We start from the raw sequence: 25419 nt of genomic DNA on the forward strand, positions 1-25419 counted from the left end.
GTCAGCGCGCTCCCGGCAGCTCGGCCAGGGCGATCTCGCCGTTGGAGGCGTAGGCGGCGATCGTCGGGGAGACCGTGGCGTCCACGATGATCGTCACCTGGCCGGACACGCCGTTCCTGCCGGAGGTCCCGACGCTGTGGACGAGCGCGGCCTGCGCGAGCACGCGGCTCTGGGTGCCCGTTCCCTCGCCCCGCCCCGACACGTGGATGACCTGGACCCGGTCGCCCTGCAGCAGGGTCGAGGGGAGCTGGCCGGGTTTGAGGGCCAGGCCCACCTGCGCCTTGCCCGGGCCCAGCTCCGCGCTCGACGAGACGACCATCTTCCCGGTCAGCAGGGTGCCGGGCAGCAGGGTGACGCGGGCGTAGTTCTCGGAGACGCGGACCCTGTCGGCGTAGGCCACGTAGTCGATGCCGGTGTCGGCGATCTGGACCTCCCGCATCGCGGTCTGGGGGATGCGCTGGCCGGTGCCGACCTGCTGGACGATCTGGATCGCGGTGACCCGGTCGCCGCTGCGCAGGACCAGCAGGGTGGTGGCGAGCGCGCCGCCCAGGATGAGCAGCAGGGCGAGGGCCGCGAGCGCGGGTCTGCGCTCGCGCGGGGGAACGGGGAGTTTGCGCGACGCCGGCCCCGAAAGGGCGCCCGCCGGGCTCTGCCGCTCGGCGTTCACCCCGGGACGGTTCGTTGGCTTCTCACTGGTCCTCATGGGCAGGGGGACTCCCAGAGTGATCGCAAATAGGGGGACTACCGGTTGAATTTACGCCATTATGCGCACCATGCCGATGAACTGCCGGACAAAAGCCAGGACCCATGCTCGTTTGATAGGAACGGGTCTGTCAACGCCGATCCGGAAGAAACTGGCGGTTTGGTTAGATGACAGATGACTTATCCAGGTGATAAGGATCTGGATTAACCCTCGCAACAACCACCCCAGTATTTACACCGGCATTCCGGCGAAAGCCCGCTCCCTTCACTCCGCGGCCGGACGACCGTGCGCTTCCCGTCACCCTGAACCCGTTCAAAATGTGCCATCCTTACGCCATGGCCAACTGGTTCAGGCGTGGCACACCGGGCTCGGGTCGTATCCGGCTCCTGCGGGCGGCGATCGGGCGGCTGCGCCGTCGCGGGGCCGAACGCATCGCGGGCGCCCCGGCGACGGGAAGGGTCGTCGAAGGCCTGCACCGCGCGGCGACCGGGCTGGCCGAGGTCGCCTCCGAGGTCAGCGCGTACGCCGGGCTGCTGGAGGAGAAGACCGGCGAGCTCCACGCCAGGACCCGGGCCCGGCGGGATCCCGCAGGTTCCGGGTGAGTTTTCCACAGCTCCGTACGGGGAATCCCCAGCCTCTCCCCGCCGCCAAATCCACAAAAGCCCATTAAGAACGGCATAACCGGCCAACACCGCCCGACAGTTGTCCACAGGCCAGCATGTTTTCCACATACCGGGCCGTGCCCCACGGCATTGCCGCAAACAGCTCCTCCCGGGCCGTCGCCACTCTGTACCTTGGACCGGGGGCCGACCCGAGGAGAGCGGCGATGCGGATCATGCTCACCGTGCTCAGCGAGCACGCCGACCGCGATGTCGTGGTCGAGGGCGACGAGACGACCACGGTGGCGCGGCTCGCCGAGTCGCTGGCCGGGCAGGGCGGCGAGCGTCCGACCAACGTGGTCCGGCTGACCCGCAGCAAGGCGCCCTACGGGCTGGACCACGACTCCCCCGGCGCCGAACCCCCGACGCTCTGGCGGGACGGCCGGCCCCTCGACCCCGCCGCCCCCGCGCTCGGCCTGCTCCGCGACGGCGACCTCGTCACCCTCGACCGCGACCTGGCCGGCGCGACGGTGGCCGAGGAGCCCGGCGGCATCGTGGAGATCCGGGTGATCGGCGGGCCCGCCGCCGGGTCCGTGCACCGCCTCGGCCTGGGCGTCCACATCGTCGGATCCGCCCCCGCCTGCACGGTGGCCGTCTCCGACCCGGGGCTGGCCGCCGAGGCCGCCGTGGTCAGGCTCACCCCCGACGCCATCACCGTGGAACCCGGGGCGGGAGCCGTTCCGCTGCTGGACCACGAGCCCCTCGACGGCGCGACGCCGTGGCCCGAGCACGCCCTGCTGACCTGCGGCTCGACCGTGCTGACCCTCAAGGCGGTGGAGCCCCCCGACGCCCACCTGGACGCCCAGCCCGACGGGGGCCTCGCCTACAACCGTCCGCCCCGGCTCCGTCCCCGGACCGGCGAGCGGCGGTTCGAGGTCCCGACGGAGCCGAAACGCGCCGAGACCATGCGGCTGCAACTGCTGACCGCCTTCCTGCCCGCCGGGCTGGGACTGGCCATGGCCTTGGCGTTCAAGATGTGGTATTTCCTGCTGTTCGCGCTGTTGACCCCGCTGATCATGATCGGCCAGTGGTGGAGCGACCGGCGGCACGGCCGCAAGCAGTACCGCCAGCGGGTCAAGCAGTACAAGGAGCGGATGAAGGCCTTCGAGGCCGCCGTGGAGGAGGCCCGCGCCGCCGACGAGGCCGAGCGCCGGGCCGCCGCGCCCGACCCCGCGGAGGTGCTGCTCACCGCGACCGGCCCCCGGCGGCGGCTCTGGGAGCGCCGCGACCACGACCCCGACGCGCTCCGCCTCCGGGTCGGCCTCGCCGACCTCCCCGCCGGCCTGGAGTTCGCCGCCGAACGCTCCGCCCCGCTCGACTCCCCGCTGCCCGCCCCTCCCACCTGTCACGCGGTGCCGGTGGCGCTGGTCATGCGCCGGCTGGGCGTCGCCGGCCTGACCGGGCCGCGGCGGCCCGCGGCCGGACTGGCCCGCTGGCTGGTCGGCCAGGCCGCCGCCCTGCACAGCCCGCGCGACCTGGCGATCGTGGTGCTCTCCGCGCACGGTGACGGGGGCGAGCGGTGGAACTGGGTGCGCTGGCTGCCGCACTGCGCCCCGCACGGCGGCGAGGACTGCGTGGCACTGGTCGGCGCCGACCCGGAGGCCGCGGCCCGCCGCGTGAGCGAGCTGACCACGCTGATCGACGAGCGTCTCGGCGAGGAGGAGAGCCCGTCGATCAAGCTCGGCCGCGTCCCGTCCGGCTGGGGCGACCTCGGCGGCGGCCCGGGGACGCCGGAGGCCGCCCCGGTCTACGACGAGCGCCCCTACGACGTGCTGGTCGTCCTGGACGGCGCCCAGGTCCTGCGCGCGCTGCCCGGCATGCCGCAGGTGCTCCGCCAGGGCCCCCGGGCGGGTGTCTACACCCTGGCCATCGACGACGACCAGCGGCTGCTGCCCGAGGAGTGCGCCACCGTCGCCGCCGTGACCGCGGACGGCCTGGTACGGCTGCGCGGCGGCGGCCTGGACGACCTCGGCGACATCCTGGCCGACCAGGTCTCGGCCTCCTGGTGCGACCGGCTCGGCCGTTCCCTGGCCCCGATCCGCGACGTCAGCCGCGACGACGCGAGCCTGGCGCTGCCCGGCTCCGCGCGGCTGCTGGACCTGCTGGCGCTGCCCTCGGTGTCGGGCACGGCCCTGGCCGGCCGGTGGGGCCGGACCACCGAGGCCGTGATCGGGGTCGGCCCCGACGGGCCGTTCTCCGTCGACCTGCGCGTGGACGGGCCGCACGCGCTCATCGCGGGCACCACGGGCGCGGGCAAGTCCGAGCTGCTGCAGACCCTGATCTGCTCGCTCGCGGTGGCCAACCGGCCCGACGAGATGACGTTCGTGCTGATCGACTACAAGGGCGGGGCCGCCTTCAAGGAGTGCGTACGGCTCCCGCACACGGTCGGCATGGTCAGCGACCTGGACGGCCACCTGACCCAGCGGGCCCTGGCGTCCCTGGCCGCCGAGATCCGCCGCCGGGAACGGCTGCTGCTGGCCGCCGGGGCGAAGGACATCGAGGACTACCACGAGCTCCGCGACGCGCAGGCGGCCCGCGCCTCCCGCGACCTGCTCGTCGCCGGAGGCAGGACGCCGGCCAGGCCGCTGCGCGGGCGCACCGGCCCGCCGGCCGCGCTGCCCCGGCTCGTGCTGGTCATCGACGAGTTCGCGGCCATGGTCAGCGAGCTGCCCGACTTCATGACCGGGCTGGTCGACATCGCCAGGCGGGGCCGCTCGCTCGGCATCCACCTCATCCTGGCCACCCAGCGGCCCGGCGGCGTGGTCACCGCCGACATCCAGGCCAACACCTCGCTTCGGATCGCGCTACGGGTGACGGAGGCCTCCGAGTCCGCCGACGTCATCGACCGGGCGGACGCCGCGCACATCCCCAAGTCCGCCCCCGGCCGCTGCTACGTCAAGTCGGGCGCGGGCGCGGCGGCGGCCGTGCAGACGGCCAGGATCGGCGGCCGGAGCCCCGGCGGATCCACCGAGGTGCGGGCGCGGGTGACGGAGGTCGGCTGGCAGGCCCTGGGGCAGCCGCTGTCCGCGCCCGAGGCGGCCGTCGAGGGCTCACCGGTCACCGACCTGTCCATACTCGCCGACGCCCTGGTCGACGCCGCCCGCATCGCGGGCGTGCCGCGGCAGCCCAGCCCCTGGCTCGCACCGCTCGGCGACCTCGTGGTCGCCCCCGGGCTCTCCGACCCCTCCGGCGGCGCGCCGCCGTACCGGGCCGGGATCGAGGAGGTGCCGCCGCTGGTGTTCGGGGTGACGGACCTGCCGTGGGCGCAGGACCGGCGGGCGCTGGCCCTGGACCTCGCGCACGGGGGGCACCTGCTGCTGGCGGGCGCCTCGCGGAGCGGGCGCTCCACCGCGCTGCGCACCCTGGCGGGGGCGATCGCGGCGGGGGCCTCCCCGCAGGACGTGCACGTGCACGCGATCGACTGCGGCTCGGGGGCGCTGCTGCCGCTGATGGCGCTGCCGCACTGCGGGGCGGTGGTGACCCGCGACCAGCTCGACCGGGTGGAGCGGCTGCTCACCCGGCTGCGCGCGGAGGTCGGGCGGCGCCAGCAGCTTCTCGCCGAGGCCGGATACGCGTCGCTGGCCGAGCTGCGCGCCGTCGCCGGAACGGAGCGGCTGCCCTGGCTGGTGCTGATGCTCGACCGCTGGGAGGGGTTCGTCGCCGCGTTCGAGGGCTACGACTACGGACGGCTGATCGAATCGGTGATGCAACTGCTCCGGGAGGGTCCGGCGGTCGGGCTGCGCGCCGTGGTGACCGGCGACCGGTCGGCGCTGATCGGGCAGATCTCCACGGTCTTCGACGACCGGCTGATCCTGCGGCTGGCCGACTCGGCCGACTACGGCCTGGCCGGGCTGCCCGTCAAGGACCTGCCGGCCACGCTCGCCCCCGGCCGCGCCCTGGCCACCGGCGAGAACGGCATCGCGGAGAGCCAGATCGCCCTGCTCTGCGACGACCCCTCCGGGCCGGCCCAGGTCGGCGCGTTGCAGGCGCTGGCCCGCGCGGTGCCCGCCCGCTTCGCCGGGAGCGCGGCGCGGACGGAGCCCGGCGGATGGCATTGGGACTGCGAGCCGCCCCTGCGGGTGGACGCGCTGCCCATGCGGATCACCGCGGCACAGGTCCTGGATCTGGCGCCGTCCTTCGATCCCCCCTCGCCCCTGTGGGCGCTGCTCGGCGCCGGAGGCGACTCGCTGGCCCCGCTCGGCGTCGACCTGCTGGCCCACGGGCCCGGCGCGCTCATCGCGGGCCCGTCCAGGTCCGGCCGCTCCTCGGCCCTGCTGACCGCCGCCCGCTCCCTGCTGGCGCGGGGCACTCCGGTGGTCCTGGTCACCCCCCGGCGCAGCCCGCTCAGCACGCTGGTGGACGCTCCGGGGGTGCTGGCCGTGCTCGGTGCGGACGGCGATCCGACCGAGGCCGTGGCGGGGCAGGAGCGCTACGTGGTGATCGTCGACGACGCGGAGCTGATCTCCGCCGACAGCCCCCTCGGCGCCGCCCTGGAACAGGTCCTGCGGACCGGCCGCGACGGCGAGCACGGCCTGATCGCCGGCGGTACCACCGGCGACCTGACGACCGCCTACCGCGGCTTCGTCGCCGAGGCCCGCAAGTCCCGCACGGGACTGCTGCTGTCGGTCCAGAGCCCCGCCGACGGCGACCTCTTCACGATCCGGCTGCCCCGCGGCGCGGTCGGCGGCCCGCCCGGCCGGGGACTGCTGGTCACCCTGGGGTCGGTGACCCCCATCCAGGCCGCCGTCACATGACGGGTCTCCATGTGACGGGTCCCCATATGGAGAAACGCCCCGGCCCGTGGCGGGCGGGGGCGTTCCGGTGGTCCGGCTAACGCGTGGCGGACTCGATGTTGCCGCGATAGGTGTTGATGACCCGGGAAGCCTCCGCGAGTTCTTCGGACATACGCTGGAAGGCCGCGCGGTAGTTCTGCCAGGCCTCGGTGAAACGCTGTGCGCCGGGGCCGGTCCAGGCGGTGCCGACCTTTCCGGCCTCCCGGTCGAGGGCGGCCATCGTGGCCCTCACCTGGTCCGCCTGCTGGGTGAACTGGGTGGCCATCTGCTGCATTTCCGCGGGATTGCCGCCGAGCAAGTTCTGGCTCATGCCAGTCTCCTTCGGGATCGGTGTCGGGGGGCTCACCAAACGAAATCACGATAGGCGAGTGGATCATAGTGATACCGGCATTATGCCGAGCGGCTATGGACCTTCCCGGGCACTCGGACGAGCTAACGTTCCTTTCCATCTTGATTTTTCGCCGGTTAAGGAGTTAAGGGCGATGCGTGAGATTGTGGTGACGGGCGGAGGCACCGGGATCGGGGCCGCCGTCGCGGCGGCGTTCGCCGCGCACGGGGACCGGGTGACCATCACCGGGCGGCGGGAGCAGGTGCTCAAGGAGACCGCCGGCAGGCTGGGCGTGTCCCATGTGGCGTTCAACGCGGCCAACCCGGTCGCGGTGGGCGAGGCCCTGGAACGGCTGCCGGACCGGGTGGACGTGCTCGTCAACAACGCGGGCGGCAACACCAACCTGGACCGCGCACCGGACGGCGACGACCTGATGGACGTGGCCGAGAGCTGGTGGGCCAACCTCAACGCCAACCTGATGTCGGCCGTGCTGGTCACGAGCGCGCTGACCCCCCGGCTGGCCGACGGCGGCCGGATCGTCACGATCGGCTCGATCGCGGCCCGGGGCACCGGCTCCGGCTCGTACGGCGCCGCCAAGGCCGCGGTGGAGGCGTGGACCGCCGACCTGGCCGCCGAGCTCGGCCCGCGCGGCGTCACCGCCAACGTGGTCTCCCCCGGACTGGTCGTGGACACCGAGTTCTTCCGCGGCCGCCTCACCGAGGAGGGGGTGCGGCGCCGCGTGGAGAGCACCAGGAACGGGCGCCCCGGCGCGCCCGACGACGTCGCGGCCACGGTGAGATTCCTGGCCTCCCCCGAGGCCCGGCACATCACCGGTCAGGTCGTCCATGTGAACGGCGGCGCGTACCTCGGCAGGTAGGACCCGCCGGGCCCTTTCGATCAGGAGGCGCTTACACTCCCTTGGAGGCCCGCCAGCCCCTTGTTCGCATATGTACGGAAGGGAACGACGTCGGTGCAGAAGGTCTTGATCGCCAATCGTGGTGAGATCGCCGTGCGGATCGCCCGCGCATGCAAGGACGCCGGGCTGGCCAGCGTCGCCGTCTACGCCGACCAGGACCTCGACGCCCTGCACGTCCGCCTGGCCGACGAAGCCCACGCCCTGACCGGCACCACCCCCGCCGACACCTACCTCAACATCGACAAACTCCTCACCATCGCCCACACCACCGGCGCCGACGCCATCCACCCCGGCTACGGCTTCCTCGCCGAGAACGCCACCTTCGCCCAAGCCGTCATCGACGCCGGCCTCACCTGGATCGGCCCACCCCCCGCCGCGATCACCGCCCTCGGCGACAAAGTCGCCGCCCGCCACATCGCCCACCGCGTCGGCGCCCCCCTCGTCGCCGGCACCCCCGACCCCGTCACCGACGCCGACCAAGCCATCGCCTTCGCCCACCGACACGGCCTGCCCATCGCCATCAAAGCCGCCTACGGCGGCGGCGGCCGCGGCCTCAAAGTCGCCCGCACCATCGCCGACATCCCCCACGCCTACGACAGCGCCGTCCGCGAGGCCACCGCCGCCTTCGGCCGCGGCGAATGCTTCGTCGAACGCTACCTCGACCGGCCCCGCCACGTGGAAACCCAATGCCTGGCCGACACCCACGGCCACATCGTCGTCATCTCCACCCGCGACTGCTCCCTGCAACGCCGCCACCAAAAACTCGTCGAAGAAGCCCCCGCCCCCTTCCTCACCCCCCAGCAGGAGACCCTGCTGCGCGACAGCTCCAAGGCCATCTTGCGCGAAGCCGGCTACACCGGCGCCGGCACCTGCGAATTCCTCATCGGCCAAGACGGCACCGTCTCCTTCCTCGAAGTCAACACCCGCCTGCAGGTCGAACACCCCGTCACCGAAGAGGTCACCGGCATCGACCTGGTCACCGAGATGCTCCGCATCGCCGACGGCCACCCCCTCGGCTACGACGACCCACCCGCCCGCGGCCACGCCATCGAATTCCGCATCAACGCCGAAGACGCCGGCCGAAACTTCCTGCCCGCCCCCGGCACCATCACCGCGATGCGCACCCCCACCGGCCCCGGCGTCCGCCTGGATGCCGGCTACGAGACCGGCATGACCGTCCCCGGCGCCTTCGACTCCCTCATCGCCAAACTCATCATCACCGGCGCCACCCGCGACCAGGCCCTGGCCCGCGCCCGCCGCGCCCTGGCCGAGTTCACCATCGACGGCATGCCCACCGTGCTGGCCTTCCACCGCGCCATCGTCGACGAAGCCGCCTTCACCGCCGAACCGTTCACCATCCACACCCGCTGGATCGAAACCGAGTTCACCACCCCCATCCCCCCCTACGACGGACCCACCGACACCACCGAACCGGCCGGCCGCGAACGCCTCACCGTCGAAGTCGGCGGCAAACGCCTGGAAGTGGTGCTCCCGGCCGGCTTCGCCACCCCCACCCGCCCCACCACCACCGCAGGGGCCGGGCGCGGCCCGCGCCGCACCACGACCGCCACCCCCCCGGCCGGCGGCGACGACCTGATCAGCCCGATGCAGGGCACGATCGTCAAAGTCGTGGCCACCGACGGCGACACCGTCACCACCGGCGACGTGATCGTGGTGCTGGAGGCGATGAAGATGGAACAGCCCCTGACCGCGCACAAGAGCGGCACCGTCACCGGCCTGGCCGCCACCGCCGGGCAGAGCGTCACCGCCGGCGCCCCCATCTGCGCCATCAAGGACTGACTCCCACGCCGCGGACCCCGGGCCGCGATCCACGGCATACCGGCGATCTCGCTGCGACACGTGGCCCGGGACGGGATACGGTCAAGAGGTAGGGAACTCTGACGTCCACTCATTCGTCTTTCAGGACGAAGGAGGCTTTCTGCCGTGATCACCACAAAATCCGCGCCAGGTCGTTTCGGTGCCGCGATCGTCGCGCTACTCGCCGGGCTGCTGGCCATCTTCATGATCGCGCCGGCGGCGAACGCCGCGGCGCCCGACCCCAGCACGATCTCCGCGGGACTGAAGGACGGAGATCACTTCTACGTCGATCCGGCCGCGGGGATCCCCACCGACGCGGCCGACGCCATGCGCGGCGCCGTCGAGCAGACCTCCTCGGTCTATGTGGGGCTGCTGCCCAAGGGCTCGATCACCAGTCAGTCCCAGGCGAGGACCCTGCTGACCTCGGTCCGCAAGGACATCGGCGGCAAGTCCACCGTCCTGCTGATGAGCGGCAACGAACCGTTCGGTGTCTCCAACATCAAGGGCATCGACGTCGACGAGCTGCTGGGCCGCGCCAAGACGGCCACCAGCCCGACGGACAACGTGATCAACTTCGTCAAGCTGGCCGATGACGCGGCGTCCGGCGCGGGTGTCGGCTCCAGCTCCAGCTCGTCCGGCTCCTCCGGCGGTTCCAGCCTGGGCGTGCTGGTCGGCATCCTGGTGCTGGCCCTGGCCGGTGGCGCGGGCATCTTCTTCTACTCCCGCAAGAAGAAGCAGCAGCGCGAGGCCCGCGAGGCCGCCGAGCTGGCCGCGGTCAAGCAGACCGTGGACGAGGACGTCACCAAGTTCGGCGAGGAGATCACCGACCTCGACACCGACGTCAAGCTGCTCGGCGACGGCGCCGACCACCAGCAGGACTGGCAGCGCGCGCTCGACTCCTACGAGCGGGCCAAGCTGGAGCTCTCGGCGGTCAGCCGCCCCGACGAGCTCCGCGGCGTGACCACCGCGCTGGAGGAGGGCCGCTACGCCCTCGCCTGTGTGAAGGCGCGGGTGAACAACCAGCCGCTCCCCGAGCGGCGCTCGCCCTGCTTCTTCAACCCGCAGCACGGCCCTTCGTTCCGTGACGTCCGCTGGGCGCCGCCCGGTGGCGCGGTGCGCGAGGTGCCCGCCTGCGCGGCCGACGCGGAGGCGATCGAGCGCGGCTTCGAGCCGCAGACGCGCGAGGTCATGGTCAACGGCCAGCGCCGCCCCTACTACGACGCGGGCCCGGCCTACCAGCCCTACGCCTACGGCTACTACGGCGGTTTCGGCGACGTCATGACCGGCATGCTCGTCGGCACGATGCTCGGCAGCATGATGGGCGGCGGCTGGGGCATGGGCGGCTACGGCGCCGGCTACGCGGACGGCGCGGCCGAGAGCGGCGGTGACTTCGGCGGCGGAGGCGACTTCGGCGGCGGGGGCTGGGGCGACTTCGGCGGCGGAGGCGACTTCGGCGGTGGTGACTTCGGCGGCGGCGACTGGTAGTCACCGCTGACAGCCGATACGGGCGCGTTCCCCTGGAGGGGAGCGCGCCCGTCGTCATGTGAGGCCCCGCCGGCGCGTGCCCGTGTGGTTCGGGTCAGGAGACGCGCGGCAGACGGCCCGAATCCACCGAGTCGAGCACCCGCGCGGCGCCGCCCAGCGCCGCCGCGCCGTACCCCAGCGTGGAGGCCACGACCTGGCATCCTCCGGCGTCCGGCGCGATCGTGCGCCCGCGCAGCTCGGCCTCCACCGCGGGGAGCAGCCAGGGCGCGAGCGGCACGTAGTAGCCGCCCAGGATGACCACCTCGGGGTTGAGCAGGTTGGCGATCATCGCCACTCCCTTGCCCAGGTTGTGCCCCACCGTGGCGAGGGTGGAGAGCGTGCGGGAGTCGGCCGCGCGGGCCAGCCGCACCACCTCGTCCAGCTCGATCTCCACCTCCGCCGGCGAGAGGGCGGGGTGCTCCAGTACGGCGCCGATCCCCGCGACGGCCTCCAGGCAGCCCAGGCGGCCGCAGCGGCACTCGGCGCCGAGCGGATCGAGTTGGATGTGCCCGATCTCCCCGACATACCCCTGACCGCCGCGGCGCAGGCGCCCGTCGAGGACGACCCCGGCGCCCACGCCGATCTCACCGGTGAGGTAGACCAGGTTGGCCGTCCCCGCCCGTGGGCCGAAGCGGTGCTCGGCCAGGGCCGCGAGGTTGGCGTCGTTGTCCACCCGCACGGGGAAGCCCGGGTCACGGAGGGCCTTGGTGAGGTCGCCGCACACGTCGGCGTCGCGCCAGCCGAGGTTGGGCGCGACGCGCACGGTGCCGTCGGCGCCGACCAGGCCGGGCACGCCCACGGCCAGGCCGAGGACCTGCCGTTCCTCCCTGGCCATCCGGTTCACCACGCGGCGGACGATCGCCGCGACGGCGGCCACGGCCTGGGCCGCCGTGGTGGTCGCACCGGGGAAGGATCGCCGCCACGACAGCAGCCTCTCCCCCGACAGGTCCACCGCGACGGCGATGACGTGGTCGACGTTGATCTCGACGCCGATCGCGGCGTACGGCGAGCCGTCGAGCACGAGCATCGTGGCCGGACGGCCGACCCGGTTCTCGGTCAGCCCCGTCTCCCGGACCAGGCGGCGGTCGATCAGGTCGGCGACCAGGCTCGACACCGTCGCCTTGTTGAGGCCGGTGGAGAGCGCGATGTCCGCCCGCGAGCAGGGCGCGTGCTCGCGCACGGACCTCAGCACGACGGCGAGGTTGGTGGCCCGGACGTCGGCGAAGTCCGCCGGCTGCGGGTCCGTCGTAGATGTGATCAAGGTCAGTCCCGTTTCCGCTCGGCCAGGCCGGTCCCCTCATGCCCCATCGTTCACCGGTCTGTGGCCGCTGCTCGCCGGTCCGCGGTCGGCGGCCCCTGTGGCGAAGGTCACCCTGAACTAGTTTGTTTGGCCAACGGACTAACTAATTCTACCTCGGAGCCATCCTCCACCGACGTCCTCGATCCGACCGGCACCAACGAAGGGAGCGCGCCGTGACATCTCTCCCCCCAAGGCGCGATGACCAGCCGCCGCGGATTCCTCGGCCTGGTGGGGCTCAGTGCCGCAGCGGTCGTCGGCGGCCTGCTCGGCGGGTGCGCCGCCCCGAGCGGGCCCGAGAGGAGAGCTCCCCGCAGAACGGGGCGGTCCCTCCGCGATCGCGCTCAGGCGCTGAGGGCCCGCGCGACCGTAAGGCTGTCCTCGTAGATGTGGTAGCGGGTGACGAGCCCGTCCTCGACGGTGAGGTGCAGCGCGAACGGCGAGGTGTAGGCGGTGCCGCCGTCCCGCACTGTCTGCACGATCTCCCCGAGCACGACGGCGTGCGCCCCGTCGATCAGGATCCGCGTCACCGATGTGCCGTTCAGCTCGGGCACGTGATGGGCCTCCAGCGACCGGAAATGGTCGGCCACATCGGCCCGGCTGGACCGGGGCCGGATCCACGGCACCGCCGGATGCCCCTCGGCGGGCCAGTTGAGCTGCCAGTCGATCGGCTCGGCGAACAACTCCGCCAGCCGGTCGTGATCGCCTTCGGCAATCCGGCGCAGCAATTCTTCCACGGTGTCACGAGTGTCGTTACTCATGGCACAAGCCTGTCAGGTGCGGACATAGACCGTCGATTACCGTCGAGGTAATGCGGGCCACTACCACCGAGGTAAGGCAGGGCCCGCGAAATCCGGGGCGGGTGGCTGTTCAGGATCAACCACGGCGACGAGGAGCACAGGAGGGAACCGGCGGCCTGCGGTTGTCCCCCGGCGGTTACGCTGGACAAAAGGTGCAACCAGCCGTCTAGCGAGGTGCAATGATCCACTGACACGATCGGGGCTGCTTTTCGAGGAGGCTCTCGTGCGTCGTTCCGTTCCTCTGGCACTCACCGCTGCGATCTTCGCGCTGTCAGGGACCATGCTCTCCCCCGCCCAGGCCGCGGCCGGACCCTGCAGACCCGGCCAGGGCGCCGACCTGCGAGGCAAGGACTTCACCAGGGGCGCCTCGCTCCCCGCCGACCTGCGCTGCGCCGACCTGACGAAGGCCAAGCTGAAGGGCGTGGAGCTCGTCCAGAAGGACCTGACCGGGGCGATCCTGCGCGGCGCCGACCTCAGGCAGGCCAACCTGACCCAGGCCGTGCTGAAATACGCCGACCTGCGCGGCGCCGACCTCCGCGAGGCCGACCTGGGCCAGATGCACGCCGACCACGCCGACGCGCGCGGGGCGAACCTGATCGACGCCGAGGCCGGGCAGGCGCAGTTCCCGCACGCCGACCTGACCGGGGCGACCCTGACCCGGGCCGAGCTGACCCAGGTGAACTTCACCAACGCCAAGCTGATCGACGCCGACCTCAACGAGAGCACCCCGGGCCAGATCAAGGCGCGCAAGGCCGACTTCACCCGGGCCAAGCTCCGCGAGGCCAAGATGAGCCAGGCCAACCTGCGCAACGCGACGTTCAAGGACGCCGACCTGAGCGAGGCCGAGCTGACCCAGGCCGAGCTGGACGGCGCCGTCTTCACCGGCGCGCTGGTGGAGGAGGCGTCCTTCGTGCAGGCCGACGACGCGGACCTGACCGGCGCCAAGGGCACCCCGAAGGGCCTCAGCCTGCCGGGCACCGACCTGCCCTTCCCCGATGGGGTGTTCACCCCGGAGAAGGAGACCGACCGGCTCGCCGAGCCGGCCGGGACCGGCGGCGCCCCGTCCGTGGGGCTCCTCATGGTGGTGGTCAGCGCGGTCGGCCTGGCCGTCACCGTGGTGGCCTGGGGGATCAGCGCCCAGCGGCGGAGCCGTCGGAACTCCCGTTTCGCGCTCATGCGGCGCGGCGCCGAGGAGGACATCACCCGGCTGGGCGAGGAGATCGACCAGCTCGACTACGAGTTCCAGGTCAGCGGGCACGGCGACATCACCGGCGACCAGGACTGGCGGCACGCGATCGACGCCTACGAGGCGGCCAAGAACGCGCTGTCCCTGGCCAGGCGGGAGGAGGAGCTGCACTTCGTGGCGGACGCCGTACAGGGCGGCAGGAACGCCCTGGGGCGGCTGCGGGTCAGATCCCGCTGGGGGTCGTCGGCTGCATCAGACGGCGGGCCGCCTCGGTGATGGAGCCCGACAGCGCGGGATAGACCGCGAAGGTGTGGGCGAGCTGGTCCACGGTGAGCCGCTGCTGGACCGCCACCGAGACCGCCAGGATCAGCTCGGACGCGCCGGGGGCGACCACGACGCCGCCGAGGATGATGCCGGTGTGCGGGCGGCAGAACAGCTTGACGAAGCCGTCGTTGAAGCCCTGCATCTTGGCGCGGGCGTTGGTGGCCAGCGGCAGCTTGACCACGTTGGCCTCGATCTCACCGGCCTCGATCGCCTTCTGCGCGACGCCCACGGCCGCGATCTCGGGGTCGGTGAAGATGTTGGAGGCCACGGTGGCCAGGCGGAGCGGTTGTACGGCCTCGCCGAGCGCGTGCCAGACCGCGATCCGGCCCTGCATGGCGGCGACCGAGGCGAGCATCAGCACCCCGGTGCAGTCGCCGGCCGCGTAGACGCCGGGCGCGGAGGTGCGGGAGACCTTGTCCACCTGGATGAAGCCGCCCCGGTCGAGGGTGACCCCGGCCTCCTCCAGGCCGAGCCCCGCGGTGTTGGGGATCATGCCGACCGTCATCAGGCAGTGGCTGCCCTCGGCGGTCCTGCCGTCCTCCAGCGTGACGACCACGCCGTCGGCGGTGCGTTTGACGGACTCGGCCCGGGAACGGCCCATGACGTTCATCCCGCGGCGCCGGTAGACCTCTTCGAGGACCTCGGCGGCGTCGGCGTCCTCGTTGGGCATCATCCGGTCGCGCGAGGACACGAGCGTGACCTCGGAGCCCAGGGAGCGGTAGGCGCCCGCGAACTCCGCGCCGGTGACGCCGGAGCCGACCACGATGAGGTGCTCGGGCAGCTCCTCCAGGTCGTACATCTGGCGCCAGGTGAGGATGCGCTCGCCGTCCGGCTCGGAGCTGGGCAGGATGCGCGGGGTCGCGCCGGTCGCCACGATGACGACGTCGGCGCGGATCGTCCGGTCTCCGGCCCTGACCACCTGCGGGTCGACCAGCCGCCCGGCTGCCCGGACCACCTCGACCCCCTCGGCTGCCAGCCGCGCGGCGATGTCGGCGGACTGCGCCTGGGCCAGCTCCTTCACCCGCCTGTTGACCAGCGGCATGTCGGCGATGACGCCGCCGGCGTCGCCGTCGGGGCCGCCGGTGTGGTGCACACCCAGCATGCTGGCGTCCAGCAGCGCCTGCTTGCGCACGGAGGTGGCGATCAGCGTCTTGGACGGCACGCAGTCCGTCAGCACACAGGCCCCGCCGGGACCGTCCTGTTCGACCACGGTGACCTGCGCCCCAAGTTGCGCGGCCACCAGCGCCGCCTCGTAGCCGCCGGGCCCGCCACCGATGATCACGATCCTTGTCACGTACCCCATTCTCCCGCATCCTCGGACCAACCGTCTCTCCGGTACCCCTCCGAAACCGCGAAAGACGTTGCGGGCACAGAGGAAATCAACGGGACGCCGAGGCGGAGTGAGCGTCTGGCAGATCTTGGATTAGTGTTGGACACCGTGCCTGTCTACGCCGCCTACGGCAGCAACATGGACCCGAAGCAGATGGCCCAGCGGGCCCCGCACTCGCCGATGCGGGGGTCGGGCTGGCTTCAGGGCTGGCGCCTGACGTTCGGCGGAAACGACCTCGGCTGGGAGGGCGCGCTCGCCTCCATCGTCGAGGACCCCGACGAGCACGTCTTCGTCGTCCTCTACGACGTGCCCGAATGGGACGAGACCTCTCTCGACCAGTGGGAGGGCGCGGCACGCGGCCTCTACCACAAGGTCAGGCTCCGGGTGCAGACCCTGGAGGGCGAGGTGGTGGCCTGGTTCTACGTGCTCGACGGTTATGAGGGCGGCCTGCCCTCCGCCCGCTACCTCGGCATCCTCGCCGAAGCGGCCGAGCACGCCGGCGCCCCCGACGACTACGTCAAGGACCTGCGCAGCCGTCCCTGCACGTCCCTGGGAAGCTGACCGGGCGCCTGGCGGCCACCCCACGGCACAGGCCCCGCGCCGTGCCCGGCTCCCTCACGCCCTCCGCTCCGCTCCGCGCCCCCGCGCCGCCGGCCGGTTCACCGCGTCTCCGTGTCGGGATGCCGTCAGGCCCGATCCGGGAAGAACGGCGAGTACGCTCTGCAACGTGAGCAATGACCCTTATGCACTCGCCACGGAAGCCGCGACCGCGCTGAAGAGCGCCACGGGAGTCGATTCGTTCGACGTCGCGCTGGTGATGGGTTCGGGCTGGGTGCCGGCCGCCGACGCGATCGGCGAGACGATCTCCGAGATCCCGGTGACCGACCTGCCCGGTTTCGCGCCGCCCGCCGTGGCCGGCCACGCGGGCAGGGTCCGCGCGGTCCGGACCGGGTCGGGCAAGGTCGCGCTGATCTTCCTGGGCCGCACCCACCTCTACGAGGGCCGAGGCGTGGACCCGGTCGTGCACGGGGTGCGGACCGCGATCAAGGCCGGCGTCGGCACGATCGTGCTGACCAACGCCGCCGGCGGCCTGCGCCCGGAGACCCAGGAGGTCGGCGAGGCGGTGCTGATCAGTGACCACATCAACCTGACCGGCGCCAACCCGATCACCGGGGCCACCTTCGTCGACCTCACCGACGTCTACACCCCGCGCCTGCGCGACCTGGTCCGCGAGATCGAGCCGTCGATGGCCGAGGGCGTCTACGTGGCCTTCCGCGGCCCGACCTACGAGACCCCGGCCGAGGTCCGCATGTGCAGGATCCTCGGCGGCGACATGGTCGGCATGTCCACCGCGCTGGAGGCCGTCGCGGCCCGCGAGGGCGGTGCCGACGTGCTCGGCATCTCGCTGGTCACCAACCCGGGCGCCGGGCTGGTGGGCGAGCCGCTGAACCACGAGGAAGTGCTGGAGGTCGGCCGCGCCACCGCCGCACGCATGGGCGGTCTGCTGGCCGAGGTCGTCGGCAAGCTGTAGTCGGAGAGCCGCGCCCGGCCCGGCGGAACGGCCGGTGAGCGGGACGGCGGGTCCGGCGGAGCGACCGACAGGTCGGCGGAACAGCCGGTGAGTCGGCGGATGGCGCGGCGGGACGGCGGAACGGCCGGTGGGCGGACAGGTCCCGGCCCGGAGCGTGAGGTGACGATGAGCAGCGATCTTGTACGGCATGCGCGGTCCTGGCTGGCCCAGGACCCGGACCCGGAGACCCGCGCCGAGCTCACGGCGCTGCTGGACGGCGGCGACGCGGACGCGCTGCGCGCGCGGTTCGGGACCAAACTGGAGTTCGGCACCGCCGGTCTCCGCGGCGAGCTGGGCGCCGGGCCCAACCGGATGAACCGGGTCACCGTCATGCGCGCCGCCGCCGGTCTCGCCCGGGTCCTCGGCCCGGGGCGGCACGTCGTGATCGGCTACGACGCCCGGCACAAGTCCGACGTCTTCGCCCACGACACCGCCGCCGTGCTCACCGGTGCCGGGCTGCGCGCCTCCGTCCTTCCCCGGCCGCTGCCCACCCCGGTGCTGGCCTTCGCCGTCCGCCACCTCGGCGCCGACGCGGGCGTGACCGTCACCGCCAGCCACAACCCGCCCCGGGACAACGGCTACAAGGTCTACTGGAACGACGGCTCCCAGATCGTGCCGCCGGTCGACTCGGAGATCTCCGCCGCCATCGACGCCGTCGGCCCGGTCTCCGGCCTGCCCCTCGGCTCCCCCGCCGACCCCGCCTGGACCACGCTGGGCGACGACGTCGTGGCCGCCTACCTGGAGGCGGTGACCGCGCTCCCGCTCGGCGCCGCCCGCGAGCTGCGGGTGGCCTACACCCCGCTGCACGGGGTGGGCGGCGCCACGCTGGACGACGCCTTCCGGACCGCGGGCTTCGAGGTCCCCGCGACCGTCGAGGCCCAGGCCGCCCCGGACCCGGACTTCCCCACCGTCGCCTTCCCCAACCCGGAGGAGCCGGGCGCGATGGACCTGGCGCTGGAGCTCGCCCGGAGCGTCGGCGCGGACATCGTGCTGGCCAACGACCCCGACGCGGACCGCTGCGCGGTGGGCGTTCCCCTGCCGGACGGCGGCTACCGGATGCTGACCGGCGACGAGGTGGGCGCCCTCCTGGGCGAGCACGTGATCAGGCAGACCTCCGGCGACGGGCGTCTCGTGGCCACCACCGTCGTCTCCTCCTCCCTGCTCGGCAAGATCGCCTCCGGGCACGGCGTGCGGTACGCCGAGACCCTCACCGGTTTCAAGTGGATCATGAAGGCCGGGGACGGGCTGGTCTTCGGTTACGAGGAGGCCCTGGGATACAGCGTCGGCGCGGACTCGGGCCTGCCCGTCCACGACAAGGACGGCATCGGCGCGGCGCTGACCGTCGCCGGCCTGGCCGCCCAGGCCAAGCTCGACGGCCGCACCCTGCTCGACCTCCTCGACGACCAGGCCCGCCGCTACGGCCTGCACGCCACGTCCCAGCTCTCGGTCCGGGTGGACGACCTGTCCATGATCACCGGCGCGATGGCCCGCCTGCGCGCCAACCCTCCGGTGAAGCTGGGGGGCCGCGAGGTCGAGTCCGCCGACGACCTGAGCGAGGGCTCCGCCGACCTGCCGCCCACCGACGGCCTGCGCTACCGCCTGTCCGGCGGCGCCCGCGTCGTCGTCCGCCCGTCGGGCACCGAGCCCAAGCTCAAGTGCTACCTGGAGGTCGTCGTCCCCGTCACCGGCGAGGTCGCCGACGCCCGGACGCAGGCCGTACAGGACCTCGACGCCCTGAAGGCCGACCTCTCCGCCGCCCTCGGCCTGTGACACCGGCCGGCCCCGGGACGGGTCTCCTCTTCACTGGACAGCGCTGACGCCGGAGCCTTCACCCTCAAGACGTCCCGGTGAGACTCTCACGCCTGATGGTCTCATCTGTGAGAGTCTCAAATTTGAGACTCTCACAGATGAGACCATTGGAGAGCGATGGACGGGTTCATCGGACGAGACCACGAGCTGGGCAAACTGCGGCGGCTGCTGGACAAGGTCGAGGCGGGGGGCCACGTCGGAAGGCCGGGACGAGCGATCCTGGTGCGAGGTCGCCGACGCGTCGGCAAGTCACGCCTGGCCGAAGAGTTCATCCGGCGCTCGGGCGTCCCCCACCTCTTCTATTCCGCCGCCAGAGGGCCGGAAAGCCAGCAGCTTCAGAGGTTCCTCAGCGCCGGCGCCGCATCCGACCTTCCCGGAGCCCGGCTCATGGCCGGGCAGTCGCCGGACTCCTGGGATGCCGCGCTACGCCTTATGGTGGCCGCTCTTCCCCAGGAATCGCCGAGCATCGTGGTTCTCGACGAACTCCCCTACCTGATCGCAAGCAGCCCTGACCTCGAAAGTGTCCTGCAGGTGCTGTTCGACCGGGAGTTCTCCCACCGTCCGGTGCTGCTCATCCTCATCGGCTCGGACCTGTCGATGATGGAGGCGATCAACCAGTACGACAGACCCTTCTACATGCGGGCCACCGAGATGGTGGTCAGGCCGCTCACACCGGCGGACGTGGCCAGAAAGCTGGAGTTGACCGCGGCGGACGCCTTCGACGCCCATCTGGTGTCCGGCGGCCTGCCGATGATCTGCGAGGAATGGCAGCCGGGGCTCTCCGTTCAGGAATATCTACAGGAGGCCCTGACGGATTCCACATCGTCTCTGGTGATCAGCGGTGAACGTGCTCTTGCCGCCGAACTGCCGCCCGATGCCCAGGCCCGGACCGTGTTGAGTGCCATCGGCTCGGGCCAGCGCACTCACGCTTCGATAGACCGCGCGACCCCGGGCATTCCCAGAGCCTCACTCAATCGCGCGTTGCAGTTCTTGGTCGAGAAACGACTGGTCGTCCCCGAACTCCCGCTGGCCACCCGGCCCTCACGTGAGACCAGGTATCACATCGCGGACACGCATCTGCGTTTCTGGCTCACTTTTGTCGGCCCCTGGCTCCCTGAGATCGAACGGGACCGGGGCGACCTGGTGCTCGCCCGGTTTCACCGATCATGGACCTCATGGCGGGGAGCGGCCGTCGAACCGGTGATCCGGGAATCGCTGCGACGTATGGACGGGCTGCCGGAGGGGACCTGCGCCATCGGCGGCTACTGGACCCGCACGAACGATCCGGAGATCGACATCGTAGGGGCGGATCGCGAGCCGGTCGCCAAGAAGATCACCATGGTCGGCTCGATCAAATGGCTGGAGAACCGGCCGTTCGACCGGCATGACCTGAGCGAGCTCATCGTCCACCGGTCCAAACTGCCGGGCGCCGACACCTCGACCCCGCTGTTCGCCGTCTCGCGGAGCGGTGTCACGGCTGAGGGCGTCGAAGCGATCACCCCGGAGCGGTTGCTCGACGCCTGGCGCCCTCTGTCGGGCGCGTGAGGACCGGCCCCGGCCGATGAGGCCGGTCCCGGAGGCCGGGCACCGTGATCAGGCGAGGATCGCGGCGATCACCAGGACGGCCGCGGCCAGCAGGGCGGCCAGGGCACTCGGCGCCCAGGTGACCTTCATGGCCCCGGCCCCGGTGACGTCTGGCTCGGTGGCCCGCGCACCCGCGCCGTCGGCGGGCGCGGCGGTCACCCGCCCGGCGTTCCGGACGGCCGCCCGCTTCGCGGCCTCGGCCCGCTCGGTGATCTGCTCGGCGACCCAGTCGGCGTGGGTCCTGCCCGCCAGCGCCTCGGCCGCCGCCTGCTCCCCCTTCGAGCGCGTCGGCTCGGTCTTGTAGCGGCCACCGGTGTTCGCGGAGGTTCCCCTCCGTACGGCCGCCGCCCGCTCGCGGGCCGAGGTCTGCGGCGTCCAGCAGCGGACGCTCTCCCCACCGGATGTGATCTTGATCGCGTGGGAGACCGCGACCTCGTCCACCCCGGCCAACGGCACGGAGGCGTTCCTCAGCGGGTTGCGGACCAGCACGCCGTCCTCGGTCAGGACGACCGCCGGACGCAGGCAGGCGACGAAGACCAGCGCGGTCAGCACCCCCAGCACCGCGGCGGCGACCAGCGAGGACGGCCCGCTGTAGCGGACGATCAGATCCACCGCGTTGAACGCGGCGAACGCCATCCAGATCCAGCCGAGGACCAGGGCGGTCCTCGACCGGAACACCTGCTTCATCGCGTTCACTCCACTCGTGCGGACCCGTTCACGACTGCCATTTGAGGCGCGCGAATCCGGGCTTGATGACACCGTTGATGAGCGCCAGACGCTCGTCGAACGGCAGGAACGCCGACTTCATGGCGTTGATCGTGAACCACTGCATGTCGTCCCAGCCGTAGCCGAAGGCCTCCGACAGCTTGGCGAACTCCTCCGAGACGGAGGTCGCGCTCATCAGCCGGTTGTCGGTGTTGACCGTGACCCGGAAGTTCAGTCGGCGGAGCAGGCCGATCGGGTGCTCGGCGATGGAGGTCGCGGCACCGGTCTGCAGGTTGGAGGTCGGGCACATCTCCAGCGGGATGCGCTTGTCGCGGACGTAGGCCGCGAGGCGGCCGAGCTTGGCCTCCCCCTCGCCGGACACCGTGATGTCGTCGATGATCCGGACACCGTGGCCGAGACGGTCGGCGCCGCACCACTGGATCGCCTGCCAGATCGACGGCAGGCCGAAGGCCTCGCCGGCGTGGATGGTGAAGTGGGCGTTCTCGCGCTGGAGGTATTCGAAGGCGTCGAGGTGGCGCGTGGGAGGGTAGCCCGCCTCCGCCCCGGCGATGTCGAAGCCCGCCACGCCGACGTCGCGGTAGCGGACCGCCAGCTCGGCGATCTCCCTGGACCTGGCCTGGTGGCGCATCGCGGTGAGCAGCGTGCCCACCCGGATGCCACGGCCCTCGGAGCCGGCCCTGAACCCCTCCTGCACGGCCTCGATGACCTCTTCGAGGCTGAGACCCGCGGAGGTGTGCTGCTCGGGCGCGTAGCGCACCTCCGCGTAGACGACGCCGTCGGCGGCCAGGTCCTCGGCGCACTCGGCGGCGACCCGGACCAGCGACTCGCGGGTCTGCATGACGCCGACCGTGTGGTCGAAGGTCTCCAGGTAGCGCTCCAGCGAGCCGGAGTCGGAGGCCTCCTGGAACCAGGTCCGCAGGCCGTCCGTGTCGGTCGTGGGCAGCCGGTCGTAACCCGACTCGGCGGCCAGCTCGATGATGGTCTCGGGCCGCAGGCCACCGTCAAGGTGATCGTGGAGCAACACCTTCGGAGCCCGGCGTATCTCCTCAAGGGTGGGAAGCTGACTCATCTCATCACCTTACCGTCGGGTGCCTAATCACAGATCTTGCGAGCATGTGCGGCCGTGTGCAGGTCGCGCGATGTACGGCGCGGCCTCCCCCGGCGCCGATGAGGGCCTCGGTGGAAACGGGAGGCCCCGCGTTCACGGCGGTGCGGGGACCGCGCGGCCACACGGCCGCAGGGCCGTCCGCCGCGGTTGACGGAACCGGCGGTCATCCGTCGCGGTTGACGGAACCGGCGGTCATCCGTCGCGGTTGACGGAACCGGCGGTCATCCGTCGCGGTTGACGGAATCGGCGGTCATCCGTCGCGGTTGACGGACTCGGGAGAGAAGGCGGGGACGCAGACGGCGACATACTCGGCGCCCTCGGGGCCGCAGCTGTAGCGGATCTTCTCCCCCGGCTCGCTCACGAACGCCTGCCCGGCGTTGACCTCGGTCGTGCCGCCCTCGTGCTCCACGATGACCGTCCCCTTGAGCACCAGCGTGTATTCGCCGAACTCCGGCGTCTGGGCCGGCTCGTCCCACCCGGCCGGGGCCTTCATGTGCGCGATCGAGATCCGGCTGTCGTCGCTGTTGACCCTGCCGACGTACTCGTCGATGGTCTTGCCGCCGGGGACCGGGATCCGCGTCGCGCTGTCGATTTTGCGTACCATCAGGCCAGTCTGTCATCGCTCTCAGTGCGCGACGTCGATGACCAGCCGGTCCGGTTTCTTCTGTTCGGTCACCCGGAAGGCCGCCTTGCGGTCGAGGACGATGCCCACGCCGACCACGGCCTCGAAGTCACCCGTCTTGACCACGTTCCGCACGTTGCCCAGCGCGGCCTGGAAGATCGGCCCGCCCGCCCAGGTCGGGCTGCCCGACTGGGTGTGCGCGCCGGCCGGGTGCATCGACACCTGGAGGTAGGCCCCGCCCTGGACGTCGATCGGCTCGCCCGACCCGTCCTGGACGAGCTCGGGCACCCACCGCACGCTGTATCCCGGCAGGCCGCCCTTCAGGTCGATCACCACCCGGTCGAATCCTCCGTGCTCGGCGAAGCGCACCCCGGTGACGGTCGGCGGCTCGTCGACGGCGTGCTTGACCTCGACCTCCTTGGTGCTCGTCGGCGGCTTGGGCCCGGCCTTCGAGGGGGCGGCGGGCGAGGAGGGCGGCGGAGTCGGAGCCGCCGTGGGAGCGGGCGAGGACGAGGACACCGACGCGGCCTCCGGTGGCGCGGCGGCGCCGCATCCGGCGGCGAACAGGACGAGCGGGACGAGGGCGAGTGCGACGCTGGTGCGCTTCATGGTGGGCCTCCTGGCTCGTTAGATGCCCCGGACCCGGGAGTGGTTCACCCCACGGGCCGGATCAGCCGCGGCCGGATCGTGACAGCGGGTCGAGGAAGGAGTCATGGATCCCGCCGGCGGCCGGGACGGCGACACGCGACAGGCCGCCGCCGGCCCCCCCGTCCCCGGCGGCGGCCGTCCCGCGCTCCGCGCCGGGCCGTGTGCCCCGGGCGGCGCGCGAGTGCCGTCAGACGGTCTCCAGCACCCTCTCGTCCTCGACGGGGGCGGCCGTACGGGGACGGCGGAGACCGGTGAGGGCGATCACCAGGCCGACCAGCCCGAGGATGCCGGAGACCGCGATCGCGGCGCGGAAGCCGTCGATCGGGTCGGCGCTCGTGTTCGAGGTGAGCACCGCCGTCACGATGGCCAGCACGACCGCGCCGCCGACCTGCCCGGAGGTGTTGAGCAGGCCGGAGGCCAGCCCCTGCTCGTCGTCCGCGACGCCGTTGGTGGCCTGGATGTTCAGCGAGGGGAAGGACAGGGCGAAGGCGATGCCCAGCAGGACCATGCCGGGGATGATGAGGGTGGCCAGGCTGGGGGCGCCGTCCACCCGCAGGAAGAAGGCGTATCCGGCGGCCAGCGCGGCCGAGCCGATCACGATCAGCCGGGCGGTGCCGAACCGGTCGGCCAGGCTGCCCATCTTGGTGGACGTCACGGCCACCAGCAGTCCGGCGGGCAGGAACGCCAGGGCGGTCTCCAGCGCCGACCAGTGCAGGAAGTTCTGGAAGTACTGCATGGCCACGAACTGGAAGCCGACGTAGGAGCCGAACAGGATCACCAGGCCGAGGTTGGCCCGGACGATCGGCCCCGAGCGCAGGATGCCGAGCCGTACCAGCGGGTGCCTGACCCGCTGCTCGGCCAGCACGAACACGACCAGCAGGGCCACGGCGGCGGCGAGGGTGGCGATCGTGCGGACCGAGCCCCAGCCCACCTCGGGGGCCTCCACCACGGCGAACACCAGCAGCAGCATCGAGGCGGTGATGGTCGTCGCGCCGATGAGGTCGTAGCCGCCCTCGGCCCTCTCCTCGCGGTGCTTGGGCAGGAACCTCAGGGCCGCGACCAGGGCGATGATCGCGACGGGGACCGGCATGAGGAAGGTCCAGCGCCAGCCGAGCTCGGTCAGGAATCCCGAGATGACCAGGCCCAGGGAGAAGCCGCTGGCGCCGGAGGCGGTGAAGATGCTGAGGGCCCTGTTGCGGGCCGGGCCCTCGGCGAAGGTCGTGGTGATGATGGACAGCGCGGCGGGAGCGGTGAAGGCGGCGCTGATCCCCTTGATGAAGCGGGCGGCGATCAGCAGCGTGCCGTCGCTGACCAGGCCGCCGAGCAGAGAGGCCACGGCGAAGACCGCCAGCGCGACCAGGAAGACCCTGCGCCGCCCGAGCAGGTCGGCGGTGCGGCCCCCGAGCAGGAGCAGACCGCCGTATCCGAGCACGTAGCCGCTGACCACCCATTGCAGGGAGGAGGTGGACAGGCCGAGGTCGGCCTGGATGGACGGCAGGGCGACGCCCACCATCGAGACGTCGAGGGCGTCGAGGAACACGACGGCGCAGAGCACCGTGAGCGCGGCCCAGAGGCGCGCGTCCCAGCGCCCGCCGTTGGAGGAGGGGATCATGTCGGCCAACAATACATGCAGACGCATCTAATGCAAGTGAATTTAATTCGCATGCATTTAAT

Annotated in this window: 20 protein-coding genes; 10 read left to right on the top strand and 10 right to left on the bottom strand. The window is 72.0% G+C overall.

Annotated features, from left to right (window positions below; genetic code table 11):
* Position 1: 1 nt before the first annotated feature.
* Complete coding sequence (locus BM085_RS00950; protein WP_031170872.1) at positions 2–703, bottom strand: hypothetical protein; 702 nt, start codon at positions 701–703, stop codon at positions 2–4.
* A gap of 335 nt (positions 704–1038) precedes the next feature.
* On the opposite strand from BM085_RS00950, the gene BM085_RS00955 reads away from it, so the two are divergent.
* Positions 1039–1305, top strand: coding sequence for a hypothetical protein (locus tag BM085_RS00955; protein ID WP_093885146.1), 267 nt, complete (start codon positions 1039–1041; stop codon positions 1303–1305).
* A gap of 224 nt (positions 1306–1529) precedes the next feature.
* On the top strand, positions 1530–6116 hold the full coding sequence (locus tag BM085_RS00960) for an FtsK/SpoIIIE domain-containing protein (RefSeq protein ID WP_093885147.1): 4587 nt from the start codon (positions 1530–1532) through the stop codon (positions 6114–6116).
* Between the two features lie 76 nt (positions 6117–6192).
* On the opposite strand, the gene BM085_RS00965 is transcribed toward BM085_RS00960, so the two are convergent.
* On the bottom strand, positions 6193–6465 hold the full coding sequence (locus BM085_RS00965; protein ID WP_012888044.1) for a WXG100 family type VII secretion target: 273 nt from the start codon (positions 6463–6465) through the stop codon (positions 6193–6195).
* 172 nt (positions 6466–6637) lie between these two features.
* Here BM085_RS00965 and BM085_RS00970 point away from each other — a divergent pair, with 172 nt between their 5' ends.
* The 3 genes from BM085_RS00970 (at position 6638) to BM085_RS00980 (ending at position 10702) form a co-directional block, all read left to right on the top strand.
* Positions 6638–7360: an SDR family NAD(P)-dependent oxidoreductase gene (locus BM085_RS00970; protein WP_093885148.1), complete on the top strand. Its 723-nt coding sequence runs from the start codon at positions 6638–6640 to the stop codon at positions 7358–7360.
* Positions 7361–7453: 93 nt separating this feature from the next.
* A complete protein-coding gene (locus BM085_RS00975) occupies positions 7454–9199 on the top strand; it encodes an acetyl/propionyl/methylcrotonyl-CoA carboxylase subunit alpha (protein WP_093885149.1) in 1746 nt (581 codons plus the stop codon).
* Positions 9200–9343: 144 nt separating this feature from the next.
* Entirely contained in the window at positions 9344–10702 is a 1359-nt protein-coding gene (locus BM085_RS00980; protein WP_093885150.1) for a hypothetical protein, read from the top strand.
* Positions 10703–10796: 94 nt separating this feature from the next.
* Here BM085_RS00980 and BM085_RS00985 read toward each other — a convergent pair whose 3' ends face one another.
* Together BM085_RS00985 and BM085_RS00995 are read right to left on the bottom strand one after the other, a co-directional pair.
* Positions 10797–12002: an ROK family transcriptional regulator gene (locus tag BM085_RS00985; RefSeq protein WP_093885151.1), complete on the bottom strand. Its 1206-nt coding sequence runs from the start codon at positions 12000–12002 to the stop codon at positions 10797–10799.
* 380 nt (positions 12003–12382) lie between these two features.
* Positions 12383–12799, bottom strand: coding sequence for a nuclear transport factor 2 family protein (locus BM085_RS00995; RefSeq protein WP_093885153.1), 417 nt, complete (start codon positions 12797–12799; stop codon positions 12383–12385).
* 262 nt (positions 12800–13061) lie between these two features.
* Here BM085_RS00995 and BM085_RS01000 point away from each other — a divergent pair, with 262 nt between their 5' ends.
* Positions 13062–14300, top strand: a complete 1239-nt coding sequence (locus BM085_RS01000) for a pentapeptide repeat-containing protein (protein WP_093885154.1) — start codon at positions 13062–13064, stop codon at positions 14298–14300.
* On the opposite strand, the gene BM085_RS01005 is transcribed toward BM085_RS01000, so the two are convergent.
* Positions 14248–15642 carry an NAD(P)H-quinone dehydrogenase gene (locus tag BM085_RS01005; RefSeq protein ID WP_093885359.1) on the bottom strand — a complete coding sequence of 465 codons (1395 nt, stop codon included), beginning with the start codon at positions 15640–15642 and terminating at the stop codon, positions 14248–14250. The two genes, BM085_RS01000 and BM085_RS01005, sit on opposite strands and share 53 nt — an antisense overlap.
* 144 nt (positions 15643–15786) lie before the next feature.
* Between BM085_RS01005 and BM085_RS01010 the strand changes: the two genes are divergently transcribed.
* The 4 genes from BM085_RS01010 (at position 15787) to BM085_RS01025 (ending at position 20602) form a co-directional block, all read left to right on the top strand.
* On the top strand, positions 15787–16239 hold the full coding sequence (locus BM085_RS01010; protein ID WP_031160818.1) for a gamma-glutamylcyclotransferase family protein: 453 nt from the start codon (positions 15787–15789) through the stop codon (positions 16237–16239).
* 166 nt (positions 16240–16405) lie between these two features.
* The gene (locus BM085_RS01015; protein ID WP_093885155.1) at positions 16406–17209 is read left to right on the top strand and encodes a purine-nucleoside phosphorylase; all 804 of its coding nucleotides are present in this window, start codon (positions 16406–16408) and stop codon (positions 17207–17209) included.
* 165 nt (positions 17210–17374) lie between these two features.
* Entirely contained in the window at positions 17375–19018 is a 1644-nt protein-coding gene (locus tag BM085_RS01020; protein WP_093885360.1) for a phospho-sugar mutase, read from the top strand.
* A 156-nt stretch (positions 19019–19174) separates the two neighbouring features.
* Entirely contained in the window at positions 19175–20602 is a 1428-nt protein-coding gene (locus BM085_RS01025) for an ATP-binding protein (protein ID WP_093885156.1), read from the top strand.
* Positions 20603–20650: 48 nt separating this feature from the next.
* Here BM085_RS01025 and BM085_RS01030 read toward each other — a convergent pair whose 3' ends face one another.
* The 5 genes from BM085_RS01030 to BM085_RS01050 form a co-directional block, all read right to left on the bottom strand.
* A complete protein-coding gene (locus tag BM085_RS01030; RefSeq protein ID WP_093885157.1) occupies positions 20651–21328 on the bottom strand; it encodes a hypothetical protein in 678 nt (225 codons plus the stop codon).
* A 28-nt stretch (positions 21329–21356) separates the two neighbouring features.
* Entirely contained in the window at positions 21357–22436 is a 1080-nt protein-coding gene (locus tag BM085_RS01035) for an adenosine deaminase (protein ID WP_093885158.1), read from the bottom strand.
* A gap of 289 nt (positions 22437–22725) precedes the next feature.
* Positions 22726–23079, bottom strand: a complete 354-nt coding sequence (locus tag BM085_RS01040) for a cupin domain-containing protein (protein WP_093885159.1) — start codon at positions 23077–23079, stop codon at positions 22726–22728.
* A 21-nt stretch (positions 23080–23100) separates the two neighbouring features.
* Positions 23101–23706, bottom strand: coding sequence for an AMIN-like domain-containing (lipo)protein (locus BM085_RS01045; RefSeq protein WP_093885160.1), 606 nt, complete (start codon positions 23704–23706; stop codon positions 23101–23103).
* A gap of 226 nt (positions 23707–23932) precedes the next feature.
* Positions 23933–25384, bottom strand: a complete 1452-nt coding sequence (locus BM085_RS01050; protein WP_093885161.1) for an MFS transporter — start codon at positions 25382–25384, stop codon at positions 23933–23935.
* Between the last annotated feature and the right edge of the window lie 35 nt (positions 25385–25419).

Origin of the sequence: Streptosporangium canum, assembly GCF_900113865.1 — a bacterium.
GTDB lineage: Bacteria > Actinomycetota > Actinomycetes > Streptosporangiales > Streptosporangiaceae > Streptosporangium > Streptosporangium canum.